The sequence below is a fragment of the Wolbachia endosymbiont (group A) of Chalcis sispes genome (assembly GCF_964026765.1).
GTDB lineage: Bacteria > Pseudomonadota > Alphaproteobacteria > Rickettsiales > Anaplasmataceae > Wolbachia > Wolbachia pipientis.
Window position 1 is genome coordinate 1 of record NZ_OZ034697.1, and the last position, 23,694, is coordinate 23,694.

General features: G+C 34.5%; 18 protein-coding genes, 1 tRNA gene and 1 pseudogene. 9 read left to right on the top strand and 11 right to left on the bottom strand.

What is annotated here, in order from left to right; genetic code table 11:
* Positions 1 to 67 precede the first annotated feature (67 nt).
* Positions 68 to 961 (top strand): annotated as a pseudogene (gene hemE / locus AAGD72_RS00005) (uroporphyrinogen decarboxylase); the annotation flags it as partial.
* A 123-nt stretch (positions 962 to 1,084) separates the two neighbouring features.
* Entirely contained in the window at positions 1,085 to 2,278 is a 1,194-nt protein-coding gene (locus AAGD72_RS00010) for a pyridoxal phosphate-dependent aminotransferase (RefSeq protein WP_010082012.1), read from the top strand.
* Between the two features lie 45 nt (positions 2,279 to 2,323).
* Here the strand turns inward: AAGD72_RS00010 and AAGD72_RS00015 are convergent, their stop codons facing one another.
* Positions 2,324 to 2,812 carry a hypothetical protein gene (locus tag AAGD72_RS00015; RefSeq protein WP_006280043.1) on the bottom strand — a complete coding sequence of 163 codons (489 nt, stop codon included), beginning with the start codon at positions 2,810 to 2,812 and terminating at the stop codon, positions 2,324 to 2,326.
* Positions 2,813 to 3,300: 488 nt separating this feature from the next.
* Here AAGD72_RS00015 and AAGD72_RS00020 point away from each other — a divergent pair, with 488 nt between their 5' ends.
* The 4 genes from AAGD72_RS00020 to glyA all read left to right on the top strand — a co-directional run bounded on the left by AAGD72_RS00020 (position 3,301) and on the right by glyA (position 8,494).
* Positions 3,301 to 4,515 carry an MFS transporter gene (locus tag AAGD72_RS00020; RefSeq protein WP_174515889.1) on the top strand — a complete coding sequence of 405 codons (1,215 nt, stop codon included), beginning with the start codon at positions 3,301 to 3,303 and terminating at the stop codon, positions 4,513 to 4,515.
* Between the two features lie 75 nt (positions 4,516 to 4,590).
* Positions 4,591 to 5,820, top strand: coding sequence for an MFS transporter (locus AAGD72_RS00025; protein ID WP_010962993.1), 1,230 nt, complete (start codon positions 4,591 to 4,593; stop codon positions 5,818 to 5,820).
* A 135-nt stretch (positions 5,821 to 5,955) separates the two neighbouring features.
* Positions 5,956 to 7,176 (top strand): MFS transporter, encoded by a 1,221-nt coding sequence (locus AAGD72_RS00030; RefSeq protein WP_010081954.1) that lies wholly within the window; start codon positions 5,956 to 5,958, stop codon positions 7,174 to 7,176.
* Between the two features lie 40 nt (positions 7,177 to 7,216).
* The gene (gene glyA, locus AAGD72_RS00035; RefSeq protein ID WP_341814828.1) at positions 7,217 to 8,494 is read left to right on the top strand and encodes a serine hydroxymethyltransferase; all 1,278 of its coding nucleotides are present in this window, start codon (positions 7,217 to 7,219) and stop codon (positions 8,492 to 8,494) included.
* A 1,079-nt stretch (positions 8,495 to 9,573) separates the two neighbouring features.
* Here the strand turns inward: glyA and AAGD72_RS00040 are convergent.
* The 5 genes from AAGD72_RS00040 to AAGD72_RS00060 all read right to left on the bottom strand — a co-directional run bounded on the left by AAGD72_RS00040 (position 9,574) and on the right by AAGD72_RS00060 (position 15,317).
* Positions 9,574 to 10,363, bottom strand: a protein-coding gene (locus AAGD72_RS00040; protein WP_341814578.1) for an IS5 family transposase whose coding sequence is annotated in 2 segments (ribosomal slippage) — positions 9,574 to 10,101 and positions 10,103 to 10,363 — 789 coding nt in all. Because the reading frame shifts where the segments join, the coding sequence is not laid out codon by codon here.
* Between the two features lie 64 nt (positions 10,364 to 10,427).
* Positions 10,428 to 11,315: a hypothetical protein gene (locus AAGD72_RS00045; RefSeq protein ID WP_341814829.1), complete on the bottom strand. Its 888-nt coding sequence runs from the start codon at positions 11,313 to 11,315 to the stop codon at positions 10,428 to 10,430.
* Between the two features lie 34 nt (positions 11,316 to 11,349).
* Positions 11,350 to 11,514: a hypothetical protein gene (locus tag AAGD72_RS00050; RefSeq protein ID WP_174516150.1), complete on the bottom strand. Its 165-nt coding sequence runs from the start codon at positions 11,512 to 11,514 to the stop codon at positions 11,350 to 11,352.
* Between the two features lie 288 nt (positions 11,515 to 11,802).
* A complete protein-coding gene (locus tag AAGD72_RS00055; protein WP_153296799.1) occupies positions 11,803 to 11,958 on the bottom strand; it encodes a hypothetical protein in 156 nt (51 codons plus the stop codon).
* Between the two features lie 17 nt (positions 11,959 to 11,975).
* Entirely contained in the window at positions 11,976 to 15,317 is a 3,342-nt protein-coding gene (locus tag AAGD72_RS00060; RefSeq protein WP_341814830.1) for a peptidase M2, read from the bottom strand.
* Positions 15,318 to 15,567: 250 nt separating this feature from the next.
* On the opposite strand from AAGD72_RS00060, the gene AAGD72_RS00065 reads away from it, so the two are divergent.
* The 3 genes from AAGD72_RS00065 (at position 15,568) to AAGD72_RS00075 (ending at position 18,508) form a co-directional block, all read left to right on the top strand.
* A tRNA-Val gene (locus tag AAGD72_RS00065) sits at positions 15,568 to 15,640 on the top strand.
* A gap of 11 nt (positions 15,641 to 15,651) precedes the next feature.
* On the top strand, positions 15,652 to 16,563 hold the full coding sequence (locus AAGD72_RS00070) for a cation diffusion facilitator family transporter (RefSeq protein ID WP_083250476.1): 912 nt from the start codon (positions 15,652 to 15,654) through the stop codon (positions 16,561 to 16,563).
* A 52-nt stretch (positions 16,564 to 16,615) separates the two neighbouring features.
* Positions 16,616 to 18,508: a hypothetical protein gene (locus AAGD72_RS00075; protein ID WP_341814831.1), complete on the top strand. Its 1,893-nt coding sequence runs from the start codon at positions 16,616 to 16,618 to the stop codon at positions 18,506 to 18,508.
* Here the strand turns inward: AAGD72_RS00075 and plsY are convergent.
* The 5 genes from plsY to AAGD72_RS00100 all read right to left on the bottom strand — a co-directional run bounded on the left by plsY (position 18,499) and on the right by AAGD72_RS00100 (position 23,515).
* Positions 18,499 to 19,074 carry a glycerol-3-phosphate 1-O-acyltransferase PlsY gene (plsY, locus tag AAGD72_RS00080; RefSeq protein WP_182367509.1) on the bottom strand — a complete coding sequence of 192 codons (576 nt, stop codon included), beginning with the start codon at positions 19,072 to 19,074 and terminating at the stop codon, positions 18,499 to 18,501. The genes AAGD72_RS00075 and plsY overlap by 10 nt on opposite strands.
* A 147-nt stretch (positions 19,075 to 19,221) precedes the next feature.
* A complete protein-coding gene (locus tag AAGD72_RS00085) occupies positions 19,222 to 20,688 on the bottom strand; it encodes an alanine/glycine:cation symporter family protein (RefSeq protein WP_077188354.1) in 1,467 nt (488 codons plus the stop codon).
* Position 20,689: 1 nt separating this feature from the next.
* On the bottom strand, positions 20,690 to 22,033 hold the full coding sequence (locus AAGD72_RS00090) for an alanine/glycine:cation symporter family protein (RefSeq protein ID WP_038199325.1): 1,344 nt from the start codon (positions 22,031 to 22,033) through the stop codon (positions 20,690 to 20,692).
* Positions 22,034 to 22,055: 22 nt separating this feature from the next.
* Positions 22,056 to 22,826: a CDP-alcohol phosphatidyltransferase family protein gene (locus AAGD72_RS00095; RefSeq protein ID WP_015589351.1), complete on the bottom strand. Its 771-nt coding sequence runs from the start codon at positions 22,824 to 22,826 to the stop codon at positions 22,056 to 22,058.
* Positions 22,823 to 23,515, bottom strand: coding sequence for a phosphatidylserine decarboxylase (locus AAGD72_RS00100; RefSeq protein ID WP_007548750.1), 693 nt, complete (start codon positions 23,513 to 23,515; stop codon positions 22,823 to 22,825). Before AAGD72_RS00100 ends, AAGD72_RS00095 begins: the two co-directional genes overlap by 4 nt.
* Positions 23,516 to 23,694 lie beyond the last annotated feature (179 nt).

The following is a 23,694-nucleotide window of genomic DNA, read 5'->3' on the forward strand; positions in this document are numbered from 1 at the left end:
TGGAAAGCGGCAAAACAACAATAGCGAAAATTATTAAGAGAAATGAGCCGGGTGGAAGAGTGCCTATCTGGCTAATGCGTCAGGCTGGCAGGTCTCTTCCTGAGTACCGCAAAGCAGTAGAAAATATGAATAATTTTATGGAGATATGCTACAACACAGATTTAGTGACAGAATTGACGTTACAGCCGGTGACAAGATTTGACATGGATGCGGCGATAATTTTTTCAGACATTTTAATAATAGCTGATGTTTTGGGTTGTGACGTGAATTTTGTACGCGGTGTAGGTCCAATAATAAAACCCGTGGAAAGTCCTAAGGAATTGAAGGGTCCACAAGAAATTGAAACTAAAACCTTACCAATTCTAAACGCTATAAAAAAAGTCAGAAGCCAATTACCAAAAGAAAAATCTCTCATAGGATTTGCTGGTGGACCATGGACAGTAGCCTCATACATCATAGAAGGTGGGAGCAGCAAAACTTTTTCCAAAGTATTAAATTTTTATCCTTCGTGTTTGAAGGAAATAATTGAACGAATAACGGAAGTAACGATTATTTATCTAATTAAACAGATAGAATTTGGAGCAGATGTTATTCAGCTATTTGACAGTAATGCTGGTGCGTTATCGGAACCATTGTTTAAAGAATATGTTATCGAACCAACAAAGAGAATTATCTTGGCAATAAAGGATAGATTTTCTGATTTTCCAATAATAGGTTTTCCAAGGTCTGCTGGAAATCTTTATAAAGATTACTGCGAACAAACAGGTGTATCTGCAGTAAGTATAGATTATAATGTTCCAATAAAATGGGCGAAAGCGAATCTAAACATCCCTCTACAAGGAAACCTTGATCCTAATCTTTTAGCCTATAATAAAACGGAAGCAATCAAAGAAGCAAAACGTATAATAGATTGCTTTAGAGATTTACCCTTCATATTTAATCTCGGACATGGAGTACTCCCTGATACTCCAGTTGAAAATATTGCTGCGTTGGTAAACCTGGTAAAAAGCTACTAATACAATACACAAAATTCTAGCTTTTTTGTTGTACGGGGTTTATCATTTGAATTTAGCTTCAGTAAGATATGTCAGACCTTGCAAAAAGAATGTCCCTAATAAAACCATCACCTACGATTGCTGTAACTGATAAGGCAAATAAGTTGAAAAATGAAGGAAAAAAGATCTGTGTTTTAGCTGCAGGAGAACCGGATTTTGATACTCCAGATCATATAAAAAAAGCAGCTATTCAAGCAATAAGTGAAGGTAAGACTAAATATACTGCTGTTGATGGAACGCGTGAGCTGAAAGAAGCAATAATTAATAAGTTAAGAAAGGATAATAACCTCGAGTACACGCTTAACCAAATCTGTGTTGGTACAGGTGCTAAGCAGGTGTTATTCAATTTGTTCATGGCAACAATTAACTCTGGAGATGAAGTTATTATTCCAGCTCCTTATTGGGTTTCATATGTTGATATGGTAAGTCTTTTTGGCGGCTTGCCAGTTGTAGTAGAATGCAAACAAAATTTTAAACTGACAGCGGAATTATTGAAAAGCAGGATAACTAAAAAAACTAAATGGTTAATTCTTAACTCACCGAACAACCCTGCAGGAGCTGTGTACACATGTGATGAATTGAAAGACATAGCACAAATATTGCTTGAATATCCACATATGAATGTCGTTACAGATGATATTTATGAGCATATAATATACGACGAAAAGTTTTTTACTATCGCTCAGGTTGAGCCGAAGCTTTATGATAGAGTTTTTGTAGTCAATGGAGTATCAAAAGCCTATGCAATGACAGGCTGGAGAATAGGGTATATTGCAGGTAGAAGTGATGTGGTAAAAGCTATCTCTACGCTGCAGTCTCAAAGCACTTCTAATCCAAATTCGATAGCACAAGCAGCAGCAGCAGCAGCATTAAACGGTGATCATAGTTTTTTGAAAGAAAGAACAAGGATTTTTAAGAGTCGTAGAGATTTTATGGTGAAAGAGCTAAATTCTGCCCCGGGATTATCAGCGTCTGTTCCACAAGGTGCGTTTTATTTATTTGTCTCATGTGAAGGATTGCTCAGTAAAAGCACAAAAAGTGGTAAGATAATAAATAATGATTTAGATTTTACTGAATACTTACTGGGAGATCATTTGGTTGCTGTGGTTCCAGGAATTGCATTTGGTCTAGAAAATTTTATCAGAATTTCTTATGCAACCTCTCAGGAACAATTAGAAATTGGATGTGATAGTATTACTAAAGCGTGCCAGGAGTTAAAATGAAATAGACTATCCATAAGTTGTATATTTTGCCATACTTCGCCAAGGTTATTTTGAATGTTCTAACTTGTGTTTTTCTATGGAAGGCATTTTTATTGATTGAGCAAGTGTCTTTCTAATATTGAATTCCTCATTTTTTTCATTTTGTTGCAGTAAGTTAATGTTATTTATTTTATTTACTAAATCTTTCCCCTTTTCCAGAGTCTTTAAATCACTTTCGTTAATGTGATGTTCATTGTAAAATTCTGCAACAATTTCTTTTCTTTTCGGATAAGTATTTAAAAATTCCGACACCTGATGTTTAGCAACAGCTTGAATAAATTTCTTATTAAATCTTGAATCGTTATATAGATCTTCTAAATTTTCATCGTAGTGTTTTGCTTCATTTACAGCAAGCTTTATTATCTCTTCTATACCACTTAGAAGTTTCCTATACAATTTGTCGTATCTATTGCCTAGCACGTGTGTAGCGAATGTTTGTTCAATGTATTTTGTTATGTAATTTTGCAGCGTATTATCTATCGTGCTTATATTCATCAGCCTGCTTTAATATTATATTAACTATTTTACACATAAAAAGGTTAATATTGAATTAATAGAATACTTCTGAAGTCAAATTTTACTGAAAATTATGGTATTTAAGATATAATTGTCAGCATGAAATAAAAACATAAATAAAATGGATCTTGTAACAAAAGTGAAGCTCAAGATAAAGATGAATAAGGGTAAAATCATAAATATACTTATCATTTGTGGTGTAATTTTTTTCATATACCTTATTCATGAGCCAGTTGTAGATATGGTAGAAAAAATTATAAGTAAAATAAAAGGTCTCTTTTAAAAATAGAAAAAGTGAACTTTTTCCATCATCCAAACTTGAACCTGGAAAATTTAGTTAATGCATAAACTACTTATGTTGGCTATGAGTTCAACTGTATAAAATTCCGGTAAATTAAAATAAGTATTCATAAAAATATTGTTTTCTATAAACAGAGTATCTATAATGCTAGCTTTGGGATAAAGTATTGCAGAGGAATTTTTTAATCTGGTTGTTGGCGTCACTGTTTTATGCATACCAATATATATTACGCGTAATTCCAAATATTATAATTCCTGAATTGGTAGTAAGGTTTAATATAGGAACAACAGAAATAGGACAATTTTGTGGACTGTATTATGTAGGTTATGTGTTAGCACATATTCCTGTAGGTATTCTTTTAGATAGATTTGGTTCTAAAGTTGTTATACCGATTTGTATTGCATTAACATCTTTAGGTGCTTTACCTTTAGTCAGTTCTAATGATTGGAGTTATTCTATTATTGGAAGAATAATTACTGGTATTGGATCCTCTGCTTCAGTACTTGGACTCTTTAAAATAATAAGAATCTATTACCATAGAGAAAAATTTGCCATGATGTTCAGCATATCGGTTATTATTGGCATTTCAGGTGGTGTATTTGCCACCAAACCATTACATGTCTTACTTGATAAGTTTGGGTGGGATTATTTATTTACTGTGTGTATAATGCTTGGATTATTGCTTGCTTTAACTACCTTTATATCTATACCTAAAGTTGGCACCTCAGACGAAGAATTAAATATTAAAAATTTAAGCAAAGTTATATTTAATAAAGATATTTTATTGATAGGTTTGTTTGGCGGTTTTATGGTTGGACCATTAGAAGGCTTTGCAGATGCGTGGTCCGCAACATTCTTGCATGAGATGTACGCTATAGATAGACACATTGCATATAGCATTTCAAAATGGATACTAATAGGCTTTGGCTTTGGGCATTTATTACTTCCTTACATATTAGCAAAAAATCCAACCAAGCACTATGAAATAATAATTTCTTGTGCTATGGCCATGATAATTGTGTTCTTATTACTTTTTATATGCAATATTAGTGAACTCCTGGCATGTATATTACTATTCATTATTGGTCTTGCTTCTGCATACCAAATTGTTTTTACTGCTAAAGTTGTAAGTTGTGTAAAAAACGAAGCAGTAGCAAGTGCAGGATCTGTAGGTAATTCCATAGTTATGAGTTTTGGTTATTTTTTTCACGTCATTATTGCAAATATAATGAATTTTTATTGGAACGGTGAAATTATCGATGGAAAGCCATTTTATGGAACTGATGTAATGGTTAAGTCTATGTTAATAATACCTATATGCCTACTAATAGGAATGATAGGCTTTTGGTTACTTAAAGTTATAAGCTGTAAAAAGAGCTAAGCAGATTTAGATGATTAATATAGTATTGTTTTTTATAACTAAAGTATCTATAATCCTAAATTTTAGCTGAGATTCATGTTGCAAAGGAATTTTTTAATCTGGTTGTTGACGTCACTGTTTTATGCATACCAATATATATTACGCGTAATTCCAAACATAATTGCGCCTGAATTAATAACAAAATTTAACATAAGTATTGCAGATGTTGGCCAGTTTGGTGGGTTATACTATGTAGGCTATACGCTAGCTCATATACCTATTGGTCTTTTCCTTGATAGATTTGGACCAAAGTTTGTTTTACCTGCTTGTACCGTTTTGACATTTACCGGAACACTACCGCTTATATGCTTTGATGAGTGGAGTTATTCAATAATTGGAAGAATAATTGTGGGAATTGGGTCATCCGCTTCGGCAATTGGAATCTTTAAAGTTGCAAGCATGTATTTTGCGCAAGAAAAATCAGCAAGAATGGCCAGCTTATCTATAATTATAGGAATTTTGGGAGGGATATGTGGCGGGTTACCTTTAGACTTCTTACTCGATAAATTTGGCTGGAATTATGTTATCTATACATTCTCAGCATTTGGGTGTTTACTTGCTCTGTTGCTGTTCTTAGTAACGCCTGAAAGCAATGCTCAACAGGAAAAAGTTAGCATTAGAGACTTAAAAAACATACTTTTCAACAAGCATATTATTCTAATTAGCTTTTTTGGTGGACTCATGGTCGGTCCAATGCAAGGTTTTGCCGATGGTTGGGTGAAAGCATTCTTTTTTGAAGTATATAAAATGAATGAAGACTTGGCATCTTCTCTCTCTTCCGTAATATTGATAGGAATGTTAACAGGATCATTCTCTTTGGCTTATTTATTGGAAAAATATAAAAATAAGCATTATGAAGTAATAATTGCATGCTCATTTGCAATGATCGCTAGTTTTCTTTTGCTTTTTACTCAGATTGGTGGCTTGTATGTTGTATTACCTACGCTTTTTATTATTGGCTTCACATCTGGATATCAGGTGGTTACCATTTACAAAGCGATAAGTTATGTAAATAATAACTTAGTAGGCCTGGCTACAGCTGTGTCAAACATGATAGTTATGGTTTTTGGCTATTTTTTTCACACTGGGATCGCAAAAATAGTAGATTTGTGTTGGGATAGAACAATAATACAAGGAAATCCTGTGTATGGTGCTGAATTGCTGATAAAAGCAACATCAGTTATTCCTGTATGTTTGCTGGTGGCTGTTTTTGGGCTCTTATGGTTAAAAAATAAAGATTTTAGAGAAGTTGATTGTAATAAGTAGATAATTTATCGAAGGCTCGTATGATAAAATCGTTAGATGTACTAATTTAAGGCTCTTGTTATTATGAAATATAATACTTTATTTTACTTTGATATTTTTGTTTTAATTGTAATTGGGTTTTATTAGGTGGTAGGTATGTCGAAAAGTAATTTTTTTGTATGGTTGATAGTATCTCTTTTCTATGCATACCAGTATGTGTTACGTGTCATGCCAAACATAATTGCGCCTGTATTAATAACAAAATTTAATATAAGCATTGCAGATTTAGGGCAATTTAATGGTCTCTACTATGTGGGATTTACACTAGTTCATATCCCTGTTGGTCTTTGTTTTGATAGATTCGGTCCAAAAATTGTTTTACCTATTTGTGCTGTCTTGGTATCTATTGGAACATTACCTCTTGTGTGCTTTGATGAGTGGTATTATTCAGTATTAGGTAGAATAATTGTTGGGATTGGCTCGTCTGCGTCAGTAATAGGAGTATTTAAAGTTGCCAGTATGTATTTTCCGCGAGAAAAATCAGCAAAAATGGCAAGCATATCTGTTATTATAGGGCTATTAGGGGCAATATATGGTGGTCTACCAATAGAACTTTTGCTTGATGAGTTTGGTTGGAATTACGTAATTTATATTCTTTCAGGGTTTGGTTTCTTACTCGCTTTATCTTTATTTTTAGTTATTCCTTACAATGCTTACGACTTTCGAAAAGAAAAAATTAGCATGAAGGATCTAAAAACTGTGCTTTTCAATAAATATATCATTCTAATTAGTTTTTTTGGTGGCTTAATGGTAGGTCCACTAGAAGGTTTTGCTGATGCTTGGACAAAAGCTTTTTTATGTGAGGTATATCAAATGGCCGGTGATCTAGCGTCTTCAATTTCTTCTGTTATATATGTAGGATTTGCAGCTGGGTTGCTCTCTTTTGCTCACATATTAGAAAAATATCCAAATAGACATTATGAAGTTATTATTGTCTGTTCCTTTGCAATGATTGCTAGTTTCCTTTTACTTTTTACACAGGCTGGCGGATTGTATATTGTATTGCCTGCACTTCTTGTTATAGGTTTCGCTTCTGGATATCAAATAGTAACACTGTACAAAGCATTAAGTTATGTAAATAATAACTTAATAGGATTAACTACAGCTGTGTCAAATATGATAGTCATGGTTTTTGGCTATTTTTTTCACACTGGGATCGCAAAAATAATAGATTTGTGTTGGGATAGGACAGTGATACAAGGAAATCCTGTGTATAGTGCTGAATTGCTGATAAAAGCAACATCTATTATTCCTGTATGTTTGCTGATAGCTGTTTTTGGGCTCTTATGGTTAAAAAAGCAGGATAAGCAGTCTTAAAATTGCTTGTGCATCTTAAAATTAAAGCGAGGTTTGATCTATGATGAGTGTTTTAAAAAAAATCTGTGGCTCTAAAAATAGTTTAAAGTCTTTTGATAACGAGGTTTATCAGTCTATAGAAAAAGAATTACAACGCCAAAAATCACAATTGCAATTAATTGCATCAGAAAATTTTGCAAGCAAAGCGGTAATGGAGGCACAAGGCTCTTTTCTGACTAATAAATACGCAGAAGGTTATCCAGGTAAAAGATATTACTGTGGTTGTGAGCATGTGGACAAAATTGAAAGTCTGGCTATAGAAAGACTTTGTAAGTTGTTTGGTGTTAAATTTGCAAACGTTCAACCTCATTCTGGTTCTCAGGCAAACCAGGCGGTATTTGCTTCACTGCTTACTCCAGGCGATACAATACTTGGATTGTCACTCAGTTGTGGTGGGCATCTAACTCATGGTGCGGCACCAAGCCTTTCTGGTAAATGGTTTAAGTCGATTCAATATACAGTAAATAAAGATACTTATCTGCTCAATATGGATGAGATAGAAAAGCTGGCGCTGGAGCATAAACCAAAATTGATCATAGCTGGTGCTTCTGCTTATCCGAGAAAAATGGACTTCAAACGCTTTCGCGAAATTGCAGATAAAGTTGGTGCTTATTTGCTTGCAGACATTGCTCACTATGCAGGGCTTATTGCAGCAGGTGAATATCCGTCTCCTGCTGAATATGCACATGTTATGACTTCCACAACTCACAAAACTTTGCGTGGTCCTCGTGGTGGAATAGTGATGACCAATGATGAAATATTACACAAAAAAATTCAATCTGCAGTTTTTCCAGGATTGCAGGGCGGGCCACTTATGCATGTGATAGCTGCAAAAGCTGTTGCATTTAAAGAAGCATTAGCGCCAGAATTTAAAACTTATAGCAAGAAAGTCGTGGAAAATGCGAAAGTACTAGCTCAAGAATTGCAAAAGCATGGACTCGACATTATAACCGGTGGCACTGACTCTCATATAGTGCTAGTTGACTTAAGATCGCAGAAATTAACTGGAAAAGACGTTGTAGATAGCCTTGAGAGAGCCGGTATTACCTGCAATAAAAACTCTGTACCATTTGACACAGAAAAGCCAACCATCACCTCAGGGCTCCGTTTTGGCACCGCTGCTGAGACAATACGCGGGCTTGAGGCAGAAAATTTTAAAGAAATAGCCGGCCTAATAAATGAAGTGGTTCAGGGATTAATCAGCGAAAATAGCTCAGATGTTGAAAAAGCAGTAAAAACTAAAGTTGAAAGGATTTGTAGTAATTTTCCTATTTATTAATTTATGTAGAAGTAGCCCGCAGAAACGAAAAACTTGCTTGACAAACTCCGCCAGCGCCCTTATCATGAAACTGAAGCTATTTATTTATCTTCGCAATCTGCAGATTAAAACGACAAAGGGAACTTTGTATTTGGCGTAAATCATGCTTAATTTTTTGCACTATGTGCACCTCATGTCTTTATAAAACTTCTGGGTTTCTACCTATACAAGCCGAAACGCGCTTATAAAGCGTTTAAGACATCAAAAGACGTCAAATAGAACAAGGGAGAATTTGAATACTAGCTACCCTAGGTTTTCTTTGCCTTTTTTTCTGCTTAGTAAATTTCTTAAACATTTAAACTAAGGTGAGTTGCACTTAAAAGCAGCTAAACTGCAGTGTTTAAGACTTAAAAAACGCCAATACTGAAAATAAACAATGACTGGGGCTTCTTTTGCCTTTTTTTTTGTTTGGTAAATTTCTTAATGTTTGTAGCTAACATGAACAAACATTTGAGAGTAACTTCTGCTAGTAGGGTGTCATCCCAGTGCTTGACACTGCTCTCCTTTGTCATCCCAGTGCCCAGACACTGGGATCCAGGAATTTTATTAAGTTGGTAAGCATAAAAGTAGCCGTTTTATGTTAAAATACAACATTTTAATGATTATGAAAAGGCTGGATTCCAGCGTCACGCGCTGGAATGACATTGTAGGGTGTTATCCGAGTCCTTTTTCCGTCATCCGAGGACCGTATGACGTCATCCAAGTAGCGTGACTACTTGGATCTAAGCTGTATTACCAAATCAAATTAAGTGCAGCATCATCACTTGTTGGAGGCTCAAAATACGGTTGTGACATTTCCTCTTGCACAGCTCTTTTAAATTCTGGACTTTGTATGCTTATCTTTGTTACATGCTCTTGTAAGGCTTTCTCAGCAGCTATTTCAGCAGCTGTTGGACTTTTACCATCTGCTCCTGTCTCCCCTGTCTCTCCTTGTGGGCCTTGAGCTCCATCTGCTCCTTTAAGACCAGTATCCCCTTTCTCTCCTTTTGGCCCGGTGTTTCCTTGATCTCCCTTTAGCCCTTTACCTCCTAAGAACCTGTTTAAAATCTTCGTAATAGGAGAGAAATGAAGGAAAGGACAATCATTTGCAAGCTGGTATTGAGTTTACGTTCGCAATTTTTCCATAGCCGTCTACACTTTTCTAACCAAGCAAAAGAACGCTCAACAACCCATCTCTTTGGCAATACAACAAAAGAATGTAATTCACTGCGCTTTATTACCTCAACAGTTGCACCAATAATATCTTTTATTTGGGTTGCAAAAATTTTTCCTGTGTAGCCTGCATCAACCAATATATTTTTGACTTCAGAAAGGGTATCTTTAGCATTTTCAACCATTCTTACAGCGCTACTACGATCAGTTACTTCTGCTGTTGTTACATAAATTGCATGTGGTAGACCTTGAGTATCAACTGCAATATGACGCTTTATGCCTGAAATCTTTTTACCTGCATCATAGCCCTTTTTTTCAGCAGTATCTGTGTTTTTAACACTTTGAGCATCAATTATACAGAAGCTAGTTTTCTCTTTCCGACCATTGTTGATACGGATCTCTCCAACCAATTTTTTTTAAAACTAATTCCAACAAACTTGGTTCTTCTCCATTCTTTTTATTCCACATTTGAAAATAGTAATATACGCTTTCCCACCTTGGAAAATCTTTTGGCAACATTCTCCACTGGCAACCACTTTTTAGGACGTATAACACTGTACGAAATACATCATACAAATCAAGTTTTCTTGGTCTCGTTTTCTTCCTGCTACTCTCTAGTATTGGTCTGATTTTTTCAAATTGCTCTCGACTTATATCACTTGGATAATTTTTACGCATAGATATACCTCATTCTTAATCTACCACTATTTTACCTCATCTCTCCGAGATTTTAAACAGGTTCTTAGAACACCTTTGCTGTTTGATCACTTTTGGCACCATACTTATTGTCAGTAGAGTTATCAAGGAATTCTCCTAATTTATCCACTAGAATTGATTTGTCGCCGTCTTTTGCAGGAAGTATAGCTTTCGCGAAAGCTTTTTTGTTTACTGCCTCTGTAAGGTTGGAAGCATTGATTTTAGCAAAAGCAGTATCAGCAGCAGTTTTAGTGTAAACATCTGCAGTATTAGCTTTCTTTCCTAGCTCAGTATCGACGTAATTCTTGTCAGCTTTGTTAGCTAGAGCGGCTGTGTCAGCTTTTTTTGCCAACTCATCATCTACATTTTTTTTAGTGTAAACGTCTGCAGTGTTAGCTTTAGCTGCTAAATCAGCTGAATTAGCTTTCTTTCCTAGCTCAGTATCGACGTAATTCTTGTCAGTTTTGTCAGCTAGAGCGGCTGTGTCAGCTTTTTTTGCCAACTCATCATCTACATTTTTTTTAGTGTAAACATCTGCAGTATTAGCTTTGTTGGCTAGATCAGCTGCACCAGCTTTCTCTCCTAGCTCAGCATCGACGTAATTCTTGTCAGCTTTTTTTGCCAACTCATCATTTACATTTTTTTTAGTGTAAACATCTGCAGTATTAGCTTTAGCTGCTAAATTAGCTGAATTAGCTTTCTTTCTTAGCTCAGTATCGACGTAATTCTTGTCAGCTTTGTTAGTTAGAGCGGCTGTGTCAGCTTTCTTTTTCAACTCATCATCCACACCTTTTTTAGTATAAACACCATTATCATCAGCCCCTGCTTTGAGCTTTGCTAATAGAGCATTTACAAAATCATTATTGTTTATGAGTGATTCTTCTAAAGGTTCATCTAACGTCATATCACACTCTCCATTGATTATAAAAACCATAGAGTGCATAAAAATAATATAATTTCCGTAAATGCTAGATTTTGCATAAGACTTCCCTGAAACTTGTTGTTTCAGAATTCTCCTCTTGTAATCCAAGTGTGTAGCAGATGATGTCATGCAAGTAGCTGACACTGGTTTGATCGAAAATGTTGTATAGTGCACAATCAATTTTTCTGGATCCCAGTGGGCTTTGTTGCATCGCTAGCTATGATGGATTAAAGATAAAAAAGATAGCGAATATCAGTAGCTTATTATTCTGGTATTTATAACAAGAACGGTCAGTGAATACCTAAATTTGAGTAAAAGAAATTTCACTACCACTCACTAATCTGGCTAAAATTCAAGAATTTCAATGCTTTAGCTATTTTCAATAGAATTAAATTTATTAATATAAATAATAAATTACTATTCTTAAATTTGATCAGATTGATTGCAAAAAAACAAGATTTTCAATAGGTTGCTTATAATCCTAATTATAGTTAGCCTTTCATAAGTAGCGATGCAACAAAGCCATCCCAGTGTCTGGGCACTGGGATGACACCGAAGGGGCTACTCGGATGACAAACCCTGTCATTCCAGGGCGTGACGCTGGTTTCCATCCAAGACGGCAGTGCTTGACACTGGAATGACAAGAAGAGGGCACTGCCCTCCTTGTATGTATTAGATATAGGCCGAGTTGTGGTCGTGATAAATGTGATCGCTTGCGCAATCGAACATTTTCACAAAACCATTCTCTAGATAAAGATTATATTCGTGATGTTGATCTGATAATACAATATTATCTTGCTCCCCTGAATTGAAATGACTTGAATCTGACAGCAATTCGTAATTTGGATTATCTATTTTACTAATGCTGTTTATTACTTTGCCATTACCACTTGATATAGCTAAACTATAACTATCACCATCCTTCATTATCTTGATGGACACCTTATCTTCAGGTAACACTATAAGCTTCTTTGTGCCACTATCGTGGATTACGAATTTGCCTTTTTCAAAATAGTATTTGTCTTCCGGCAAAGCACCAACCTTATAATCTGATGTGTGCAGTTTGTTCCAAAAATCTAACACAGATTGCTTTTCTGCTCCTTCCGCTCTATCATACAAGGCTTTCACATCATTATAATTTATCGTTACATTTGCCTTATGCTTCCCTTCTGAGTCCTGCTCGTAGCTCTTTTCTATTTTGAGAATTGTGTCTTTTAATACCTGCTCTTTCTCCTCCACTGAAGCTGACCTTTTTGCCCTTGTTGGAATTTGTGGCTGGTCAGACTGCATTTCACTATTGTCGTTTGATGCAGTTTTCTCTTCAGCAGCTTGTGCAACAACATTAGTAGTACTATGAACTTCTGTCTTAGTTTCACTTACTTGCCCTTTTGGACTTTCGGTTTGTTTCTCTTTTGTAAATATTCTCTGATAGTCCGTGTAGCCTCTATTAGTATCACCGATATCGCCACTGCCTTGATCAAAAGTTATTTTTTTACTTCCATTTCCCATATCTTCAATTTCAACTTGAGGAGAAACAGATGCTAGGAAATCGTTATAACTGTAGTTGTAGTCAGCAGAAAAGAATATTTTCCCTTTGAAATTGTGAAAGTTATTAGACAACATTCCAATTTCTTCATCACCATCAAACAATTTTACTTTAGTGAAATATGTTTGATCTTTTATTCTAACTATTTCACCGCTGGAGTTTCTTTGTATGTGATAATCATTTGGGTCGTACTTTATAGCAAAAAGTTTGCCAGAGCCATATTTCTCTAAGTTTATAAGGCCCACATTTACATGTTTATGGGAATAATCTCTCTTTTCATATTCATGTGCAAATATTGGATCTATGTATCTATATTCATCTGATATATTTGGCATACCTATTGGATGTTCATTTCCATCTTTTGTCACCGGAACAAGCTTATATGTTCCGTCTTTTTCCACTAATTTTAGATGAGTAATACTTTGTGGTAGTTGAAACCTTACATTTGCTCCATGGTCATGAATAAATAGATCACCTTTTTCGGTAATATAAAAGCCCATATTTTTGAATGTATGTAAATTTTCGCCTCCTTGTTTTACAACCGCTTCGTGTACATCGTCGTCTGTCCTATCTGTTCCCTTATTATCCAGTAGTTTTCCTTTTTCTACGATTACTCCATTTGCCTTTTGCTCATCAGAATATTGGGCATGCTCTGAATCCTGATGATTCAAAATTTTGGTACCTCTAAGGAGCAGAGAATCTAAATCTTTTTGGATGTGTCCAGTGCTAGGATGCAACAATTCATTTTCATGTAAATGCGCCTCATCAAAGTATTCATCACGTTCAACTGTTCTGCCATCTATTAGGGAAGCTTTATAATGACCGTTTTCTTTTGTAACTGCCATGTAAGCACCACCTTCGTATGAAACATTTAAGTTGTGTAATATATCCTCAAAAACGAAAGTTTCTTTAGTTTGGCCTTCAACTTGCTTAAAAAATCCTGATTCGCTCAATAATTCTCCAAGCTTTGTATTTCCGTCATATATAGACAGTGCACCCATATCTCCTTGACCATGAGCTTGCATAGAAAAAATCTTACCTTCTTGTAGATCAATATGAGTACCTCTGATTAAGTTTGGATCGATATTGACCAGCCCATCTAATATTTTTGCTGCTTGGGAATTATTTTCAATCTTATCAACAGCTTTGTTTTTTAGTTGATCAAACTTTAAAAATGCTGGTCTGTATTTTGTATTTTCCTCATTACGTAACTCTTCAATAGTAATCTCTCCTTTATGATATTTTTGATACATTTCACCACGTTCTTTATTCAAATTATCAAATTCATCTACCTGATTCTTAATTTCTGTATCATATTTTGATAATATCCTTAAAGCCTGATTTTTATACTCTTGACTGTTTCGATATTCATTACCTTGTTGGTCAGAGTAAGTTAGTTTATCCTGTCCATCGGAAGTTTTTACTACCTTGAGGAAATGATATTCCTTTGATATATCAAGTGTATCATTTGTTGCCCTATTTATAGCACGAGCAACATCATAAAATGCAACGTGTTCTACAGGAGAAAAACTTCCAACGTTTTCTCCATCCATTTTTTCTATATTTGCTTTATAGTAGGATACGTTTTTAATTTCTCCACCCACTATTTCTTGACCAATTGCTATGAAATCTCCTTTTGTAACTTGCAAAGCGTTGAGATGTTCCATTGCAGTTTCTGTATCATTCTCAGCAAGCCAACTTTTGAAGTCAGTATCGTGTCCTTTTATGTCTTTCAAGAAACTTTTTGACTCATCTGAGTTACCTTGACGTAAAGCATCTAGGTAGTCTCTTAATAAACTAGGATCTTTTTCCTGTAAGTACATTATCAACGCATGACCTGTTTTATAAACCAAGCTATTTGCTTCGCTGTCCTTTGAGTATTCTAAACTTAAAATTTTATCTAAATCCAAATTTGCAGCTTCAGTTTTGTCGATACTTGATCCTTGAGAATTGAATTTATGATCTGAATGATGCTCAAAGTAGTCTGCAATTCCTTCCATTAATACTGTAGGTAAAGATTTGCCTCCTGTAGCCAAGTAAGTTAAACCATGTGCAAATTCATGCTGAAGGTTATGAACGCCACCTTGCTGGTAGACGTACATTTCAGCAAAAACGTCAGCTTTCCCTTTGTAGTAACATTTACCACCTTCGTCTCCAAGGTAAGAACCGAAACGCTCGCTTCCACCAAGGTGAGTGTAATCATCCTTGTCATCAAACATGTAAATTTTAAATGTTTGTTCTGAACTGCCGCGTTCTAACTCGAATGCGTTTTTAAAATTAGTAGCTGTTTCTCTTATCTCACTTTCAATGTTAGTAACTTTACTTTCTCTTAAATTGTGAGAATAAACCTCTACTTTAATATTTAAATCTTCAACTTCTATAACATGTGGCGAATTAAACCCTTTGCCGTTATTGTTGAAGTATCCTTCTTTAGTTATATTTTTATTTATTTGTTGACTAATTGTCATAATTTTAACCTCTAATTTGCTGATCTTTCAATATCAAGCATAAAGTAATTTCCCTAAAAAAAACGTAAATCCCTGTATTAATATAATTTATATCTTAATAAATAAAGTATAGATAGTTAACTTAATATGTAAAATTTAGAATATGGCTGAAATTCTATACAGCTATATTCCGGAATCACATTGGACAAGGACAAAAGCAAAGTGGTTTATTGACTTTCATTCCACCAAAGCACTATACTAAAACCACGATGGGTAATTAGCTCAGTTGGTAGAGCACTTGCTTGACGTGCAAGCGGTCGCTGGTTCGAACCCAGTGTTACCCACGTTTTTGTTCATGAAAAGATTTTATATGACAGCAGTGCACAACGGCAAACACTCAGCGGCGCAGTCCAAGCGCTTAATCTATTCCATAATAATAGTTGCGATAACAATGTTTATGGAAATAGTAGGTGGAATAATTTCACATTCGCTTGCTCTATTGTCAGATGCAGGGCATATGCTCACTGACCTCTTTGCCTTGGTTTTAAGCTGGTTAGCACATAGGTTTTCAGCTAAGAAATCCGATTTGCAGAGATCATACGGATATCATCGGTTGCAGATAATTGCAGCATTTGTTAATGGTTTAACTCTATTCCTCATTGCAGTAATCATTATAATTGAGTCAATAAAGAGGTTTATTTTTCCAGTCAATGTTGAGTGGAAAGTAATGTTAATAATTGCTACACTCGGTCTTGTCTCTAACATAATAGTCTTTTTTATATTACATAGTAAATGCGAGAGCAATATAAACATAAAAAGTGCTGTACTACACGTTATAGGAGATATTTTAGGTTCTGTAGCTGCTATACTTGCATCTATAATTATCATGCTTACTGGATGGCAAATAGTAGATCCAATCTTATCAGTATTTGTTAGTGTGATAATTCTAAATAGCGGCTATAAAATTCTCAAAAATTCTTGCCATATACTCCTTGAAGGTACGCCTGAGGGTATATCTGCTGAAGAGATAAAAAGTAAGATCACATCAGAATTACCTGAAGTGATAGATGTGCACCACATACATACATGGTCGCTGTCTGATAATTATTTTATAATTACCATGCATGCTAAAATAAAGCAAAATGTGCAGCACACCAATGTTTTATATGAAATAAAAAAAATATTACTAGATAAGTTCGAGATAGCACACTCTACAGTCGAGATCGAATACGATGAGTGTGCGGATAATAAGATACTTAAACATTGACGTTTTAAATTATTATGCTATTACTAGAGTGTAATGATGTTGAAGGTAAGCTATGATAGGTATTTCTCAAATACAATTTCCTTCAAAGGATTCTAGTAAGCTAAAATTTGTTAGCTACTTTGGAGCTTTTGTCTCGTTAAGCATTATCACTAATCCTGTTAATGTTCTTTTTTCTCTTGGTACTATGTTCTTCAGGTCTGAAATTAAAACTCTTTATATCTACAAAGAAATAAAAACGGCAAAACAGCAAAAAATGAGCAAAAGGGAATATTGGGAAATATTTTTTAAAAACAATACAATCAAGGTAGCAGCCTTCCTCTTGTTTTCTGCTTTCATAACATATCTAACTTTCACTACCACTTTCTTGCTTATTTCGTTACTGGGAACTATACCACTTACAATGCTATTAATTTTATTGCAGAGTGAACTAAGGCCAAAAGATTTTAACCCATTTACGCTGCTTAAAGCTTCTATAAATTTCTTTTTGGAAGGTATAAAAGAGAATTTACGTGGTATGGTTAATAGTTTTGATGTTAAGCTTGAACATTTACTGCCCCATCAATTAAATGATGATATCATTAAAAATATTGATAAATTAAAAGATAAGTATGGTGAAAAAGTATCCGAAGACGTTATTAATGATAGAGAATTTAAGCAATTTATTGAATATATAAATGATTTAAATGAACTTAATTATCGTCAATTTAGTGATGAGGATAAAGGAAGGGTAATTACATTTTTAAATGACTTTTGCAAAGATGATCAAAAGTATAGCTCCCGCTTTACAGGTGGACGGATTTTACTTTTAGTTCTGAAAGCCTGCAATGATGGAGACAGAGAAGCTGTAAAAAATAAAAAAGACGCGTTAATTACAAATTTGCTTGATAGCCAAACTTTCTCTAGAAAAGAGCGAATTCCTAACACTTGCTTCACCGGTATTATCTATAGAATGTTAAGCACGCTAGAGGGTATTCATCCTGATCCAGAAATTAGATTTACTCCTCCTAGGCAAATATTACTTCCAGGAGCACAAAATGAAGCACGTAAGTTCATGTTAGACAGGTTAAAAAACAAGAAAAACAATAAAGAAATTTTTAAGGCTTGGTATGACGTTCAAAATGGTTATGAAGATGATGAAAGTCAAAAAATAGTTGATGATTTTATTTCAGAAGTAAGTATTCCTTTAATGAGAAAATTATTGAGTATTACTTCTCAATATAGTGAACAAATTGTGCTGACGTTAATGAAAAATATTAGCTCTATAAAGTTAAATAAATTACAATGTTGTGAGCTGGTTCAGCACATGAGAAATAAACTGCAGGAGCATGGTTTAGGTGACCAAGAAAGTTTACTCGAAAACATCGGAAAAAAAGTATTCTTAGAGCTATTAAATCGAGATCTACTCGAGACAGATTTTTCTCTCAAGGATTCATCTTTGGATGGAGCTAAGAGAATAGCTAATAAGATAATAGAAGAAGAAGTAGCAGAATTTAAATTAAAGGCTGAGAAGACTATTGAAGGTCAGATAATTAGCATGTTAGATGGGTTAAGAATGCTCCCAAGAGAAAAAAGATGTTATAGGGTATATGTAGAACTCAGTAAAAATAACGAAAATGATAAGGAAAAAATAAAGAAAATTTTGCAAGAAAGGTTAAAAGTAACAAAAGCAGCAATGGATGAAATGTTAAAAAAAGGAGCTTCACATAAGCTAGAGTTAGAAATTGAAAGTGTATATGAAGGAAATAAAGATCACGTTACTCAACTTTATGAAAAAATAAGAGAAACAAAAAAGGAATTCATTGAAGATGGTCTTTTAACACCTCAAGAAGTAGAGAATATAACAAAAGCAAAAATCATAGACTTAAACAAAGAGGACAAAATCATACCGTCAAGCAATTTGTCTCGTAGTTTAAGTGTCAATAATTTGGCAGTACATTATCTATAAAATTTATACTCTTTACCTTGCAGAAGATTCACAATATTTCTGTGGTGTTTTAGGAAGACCAGTGCTCCTATAATTAGTAATGTTAAGAACAAATTCCTCTGAAAAAAAAAGGACCATGCTACAGCCGTTGAAGTAGCACTGAGTGAAGCAAGGGAAGAGTATCTAAAGGCAAGAAAGACTATTATCCAAATTATTACGAATACTAAAGTAATATCAATGTTAAATGCTATCAGTATCCCTAGAGTGGTTGCAACGCCCTTTCCTCCACTGAATTTTAGCCAAATAGGAAACATGTGTCCTAAAACTGCTAAAATTGCAGATACATATATATAAAAATCGTTATTATCACAAAATTGTTGTGCTATATAAACGGCAATAAATCCCTTAAAGGAATCCAGAAATAATGCCAAAGCAGCAAGAAATTTATTTCCCGTCCTTGCAACGTTTGTAGCACCAATGTTTCCTGAACCTACTTCTCTTAAGTTTATCCCTTTTATTCTTGTAATAATTAAGCTAAACGGTATTGAACCGAGTATGTAGGATAGTGTAAGGACTATAACTAACACAGGTAAAATTTACTGATTAATAATCGCAAAATTTCGTCATCCCGCTGCTTGTTAGCGGGATCTATGCTGAGATACCGCGAATAAATCGCGGTATGACGTAGGGAAATCTTACTTATTATAGCTATACCTCTCCGCATATGCCAAAATTTAATTGATTTTATTATTCCTCAGCCTTTTTAGGTAGCACTGAACTTCCTCGTTAATCTGATTACTAAACAGTATAAGCGCTGTCATGTTGATAAGAGCTAAACAAGAGAATAAAGTTCCGCCAATATTAGCAATAGCCATTATGTCTTTAGAAAGGCCAGAGAAAAACGCCACAATTATTACCGCTATGCGATATATCACTATACTTTTTGCACCAAACAAATATAACCACCCCATTTCACAACAATATACAAATGAAATTACCGAAGAAAATGCAAACAAAGGTGCAGCTATGGTTAAAAGTATAGGAAACCATGGAGAAACTGTCTCAAATGCCTTTTGAGTAATTAATATCCCTTCACCAACACTAGTCTGGTATGCACCTGTTATTACTATTGTTATTCCTGTTAAACAGCAAATTAACATTGTGTCAAAGCATGGTTCTATCATAGCAACAAGCCCAGTTCTTACTGGTTCTTCATCTTTAGTTGTTGCATGAGTAATTGAAGCAGAACCAACACCCGCTTCGCTGGCAAAGATTGCCCTTTGAATTCCAGCAACAAATGCTCCTACCATCCCTCCACCAACAGCATTGAAATCTATCATAGTGGAAAATAATATTTTTAACGTATAACCAAGGTTATGAATATTAAATGCAATAATAATAATACAACTAAAGATATATATAAGTGACATAATAGGCACTAGTGCAGAAGATACTCTAGCTATCCTTTTAATTCCGCCAATAATCACTAGAGCAAGCAGCGCAGAGATTATGGAAGAAAGAAACCAAGAGTGACCATCTACCCAACTTGAATAGCCAGATAATATTGAAACCATTTGATTGGTTTGAAACGCTACACTTCCACCAAGACCTGATAATACAAAGAATACTGCATACATGGCAGCCAGCACAATACCAAGTTTTTTAAATCCAAATTCCTCCAGACCATTCCTTATATACTGAAAGGGACCACTAAACAATTGGTCCTGATCTTCTGTTCTATGTCTAAACGCCAACGTTACCTCAGCAAATTTTGCTGACATACCAAAAAAACCTGTAATCATCATCCAAGGCACCGCTCCTGGCCCTCCCATTGAAACTGCAATTGCGACTCCAGCAACAGTTCCAAGACCTACTGTGCTTGAAAGTGCAGTCATAAATGCCTGAAAATGCGTAATATGACCATCATGGTGATTCGTGTCATATTTTCCACATAAAATAGCAAATGCATGCTTAAACATTCTTATGTTGAGAAATCCAAACCGTAATGTTAGAAACACATAACCAAAAACTAGTAGAAGGATTATAAATGGCACGTAAAGGATCTTGAAAAACAGTACTTCATTCATGAAATTATTTATTCCGTTCAACACAGCGTCATAACTTTCGTAAAAACCTGAAGCAGCGTACACATCATTAAACAATAGGCAAAATAACACCATACAAAGCAATCTATAAATCATGTTAATACCCTTTAGAATTGTAATAAGAATCTATTGTATTCAAAACTTCCCTTCTTAGTAGATATATTGCAACAGCATTTGGAATCATAAGGCACATAAACAAACTGTCACCTAGATAAGATATAAATTCTATATTCTTTGACATACAGCTGATATACACTGAAACCACTATAAGAATTTGGAACGGTATCAGTATTTTTTTACTACCAAATAAATACAGCAAAGCAACTTCACAGTAGTAACAATAAGCTATTATTGTGGAAAATGCAAAGGAAAACATCATTAGCGGAAAAACTAACTTGCTGAACAAGGGCAAAGCTGTTGAAAATATCGAACTAATTAGTGTAATATCACCCACGTTATCAGTGCTATGCATACCAGTGATAATTATCACAATACCAGTCAAAAATGAGATTAATATTGTGTCTATAAGTGGTGCAATCATTGCAACGCACCCAACTTTAATTGGATCTTCTTCTTTTACAGCTGAATGTGCTATAGCTGCTGTTCCGGTACCTGCTTCGTTAGCAAACACTGATCTTCTCACTCCGGCTATTAATCCGCTCAATACTCCGCTTCCTATAGCTGATTTATTGAAGATATCTTGGAATATTATGGATAGAGCATTCAGCAAATTACTTCCGTTTACATAAATTAAATATATACACATACCCACATATAGCACTATCATAATTGGTGCTAAGCTCGTTGAAACGAAAGCAATGCGCTTTATTCCTCCCAATATTACAATAAAGACAAGCAGGGATATAATAATGGATGCGTTGTATTCTAGGAGGTTATTTGATAGTGCTGCTATTTGATTTGCTTGAAATGGTATACCGCCCAAAATCATTGCAATAAGTAGCATAATCGCATAAGTGAAGGCAAGAAATCTACCAGTTTTTGCAAATCCAATTTTTGCAAGCCCGTACTTCATGTAATAAAAAGCCCCGCCAGTTGTATTTTCAGAGCGATAAGTAAATGCAAGCACCACCTCGGCAAACTTTATCGACATACCAAGTATTCCGGTAATTACCATCCAAAAAACTGCACTTGGGCCCCCTATTGTGATAGCTATTGCAACTCCTGATATTGTTCCAAGACCAACTGTTCCTGAAATTACTGTTGCAAACGCTTGAATATGAGTGATTATGCCATTGTTGCTGTTATTACACTTTAGATTGAATAGCGTCTGTATTCCATATTTAAGTAACCTAAAGTTAATGAATTTGAACTGGGCAGTACAAAAGATTCCAGTTGCAATTACCCAAATAATTATAAATGGAATGTTGAATATCTTTATATACAGAAATGAATTTAATAGTTCACTTATCTTCAAAATCATGCAGTTTTCTATTTTTTGTTAGCTAACGAGTTTTATATGTAAAATATATGTAAAACCCGATGCTTATTGGAATAGTAAGTGTATACACTATACCTAAAATTGGTAGAGTCATCCAGGGCTTACTGATGAAAAATACAATAAGTACTCCAAAAAATGACACAAATATATAGGATAGGCTTTTGGGAATATAAATATATTTTGCAGAGAAAGTTGGAATGTGACTTATCGAAAAAAATGAAATGGCCAGAAAGTAACAAGCTACGTTTCTTGTGTTAAAAAATCGCTCTATGAGAAGTAAGTATTCACTCTCATGAGATTGAAAGGTAATAATTATTGGTAACAAAGAAAGTAAAGCACACACTGGAGCTGGAACACCAGAAAAGAAAAATTTTTCCCAGTATGGTTGTTCTGAGTGTAGCGAAACATTAAATCTTGCAAGTCTTATTGATATGCAGATTACGTATATCATTACTAAAATCCAACCTATGACTTTGATTTCGTTTAGCTTCCAAAAATACAAAAGAAATGCAGGCGCTGCACCAAAATTTAGAAAATCTGCAAAAGAATCAAGCTGGGCTCCAAAATCGCTAGTTGATTTTAGAATTCTAGCTATTCTGCCATCCATTCCATCTATTATTGCTGCAATGATGATAAAAATTACTGAGAATTCCCATTGTTCATTAAATGTAAATTTAAGTGAAGTGAGACCAGAACATAAACCCAATAAAGTTATAAAGTTTGGGAATAATTTAGTAATAGGTAAGAATCTACTGTTACTTCCATCGTTATTCATATAACGTCAAAAGTAAGCTTCTCTTGAACGTTTTCCTTATTTAAGTTTGCTATAATTGTTTCACCACCAATAACAGTTTGCCCTTCTGAAACTCTGACTTCTGTATCAGCAGGAACATAGATATTCACTCTACTGCCAAACCTTATAATTCCAAACCTTTCACCTGCTTTTACGTTCTGGGATATTCCTAAATTACAAACGATACGACGTGCAATTAATCCAGCTATTTGCTCCACAATAATTTCTTTCCCCTTTTCGTATTCAATTACAATAACCTGCTTTTCATTTTCATTACTAGACCTATTGCTCATTGCGGATACAAACTTGCCTTTTTTATAACTCATTTCCTTTATCGTACCAGATATTGGTATACGGTTCACATGGACGTTCAAAACACTTAAAAATATGCTAACAAGCGTAAACTTCTTCTCCTCTCCGTTTTCTGCTGATAAAGGATAATTAACTTCTTCAATTTTTGAAATCACACCATCAGCAGGACTTAATATAAGATTCTTATTGTTTGGCACAGCTCTTGCTGGATCACGAAAGAAATAAGTACACAATAATGTCGGAAACAAGCACGTAACGCCAAACCCCCAAGATATAGAGAATGCTATACACGTTACTATAAAGGAAACTACTATAAATGAATAACCTTCCCTGTTTATATTAGGTAAACCAAAACACATAATCTTATTAACAATAACCTATTGTTAACAATTTATCATTTATAATTTCTCATGAAAAGCTTTTTTTAACTGCTTCAGCAAAGTCTTTTTGATACAAGGTAACATTACAGATTGTTATATTAGCACATAGAATTACCGTCATACTGTAACGACCCGTCCAACACAAAATCTAATACCTA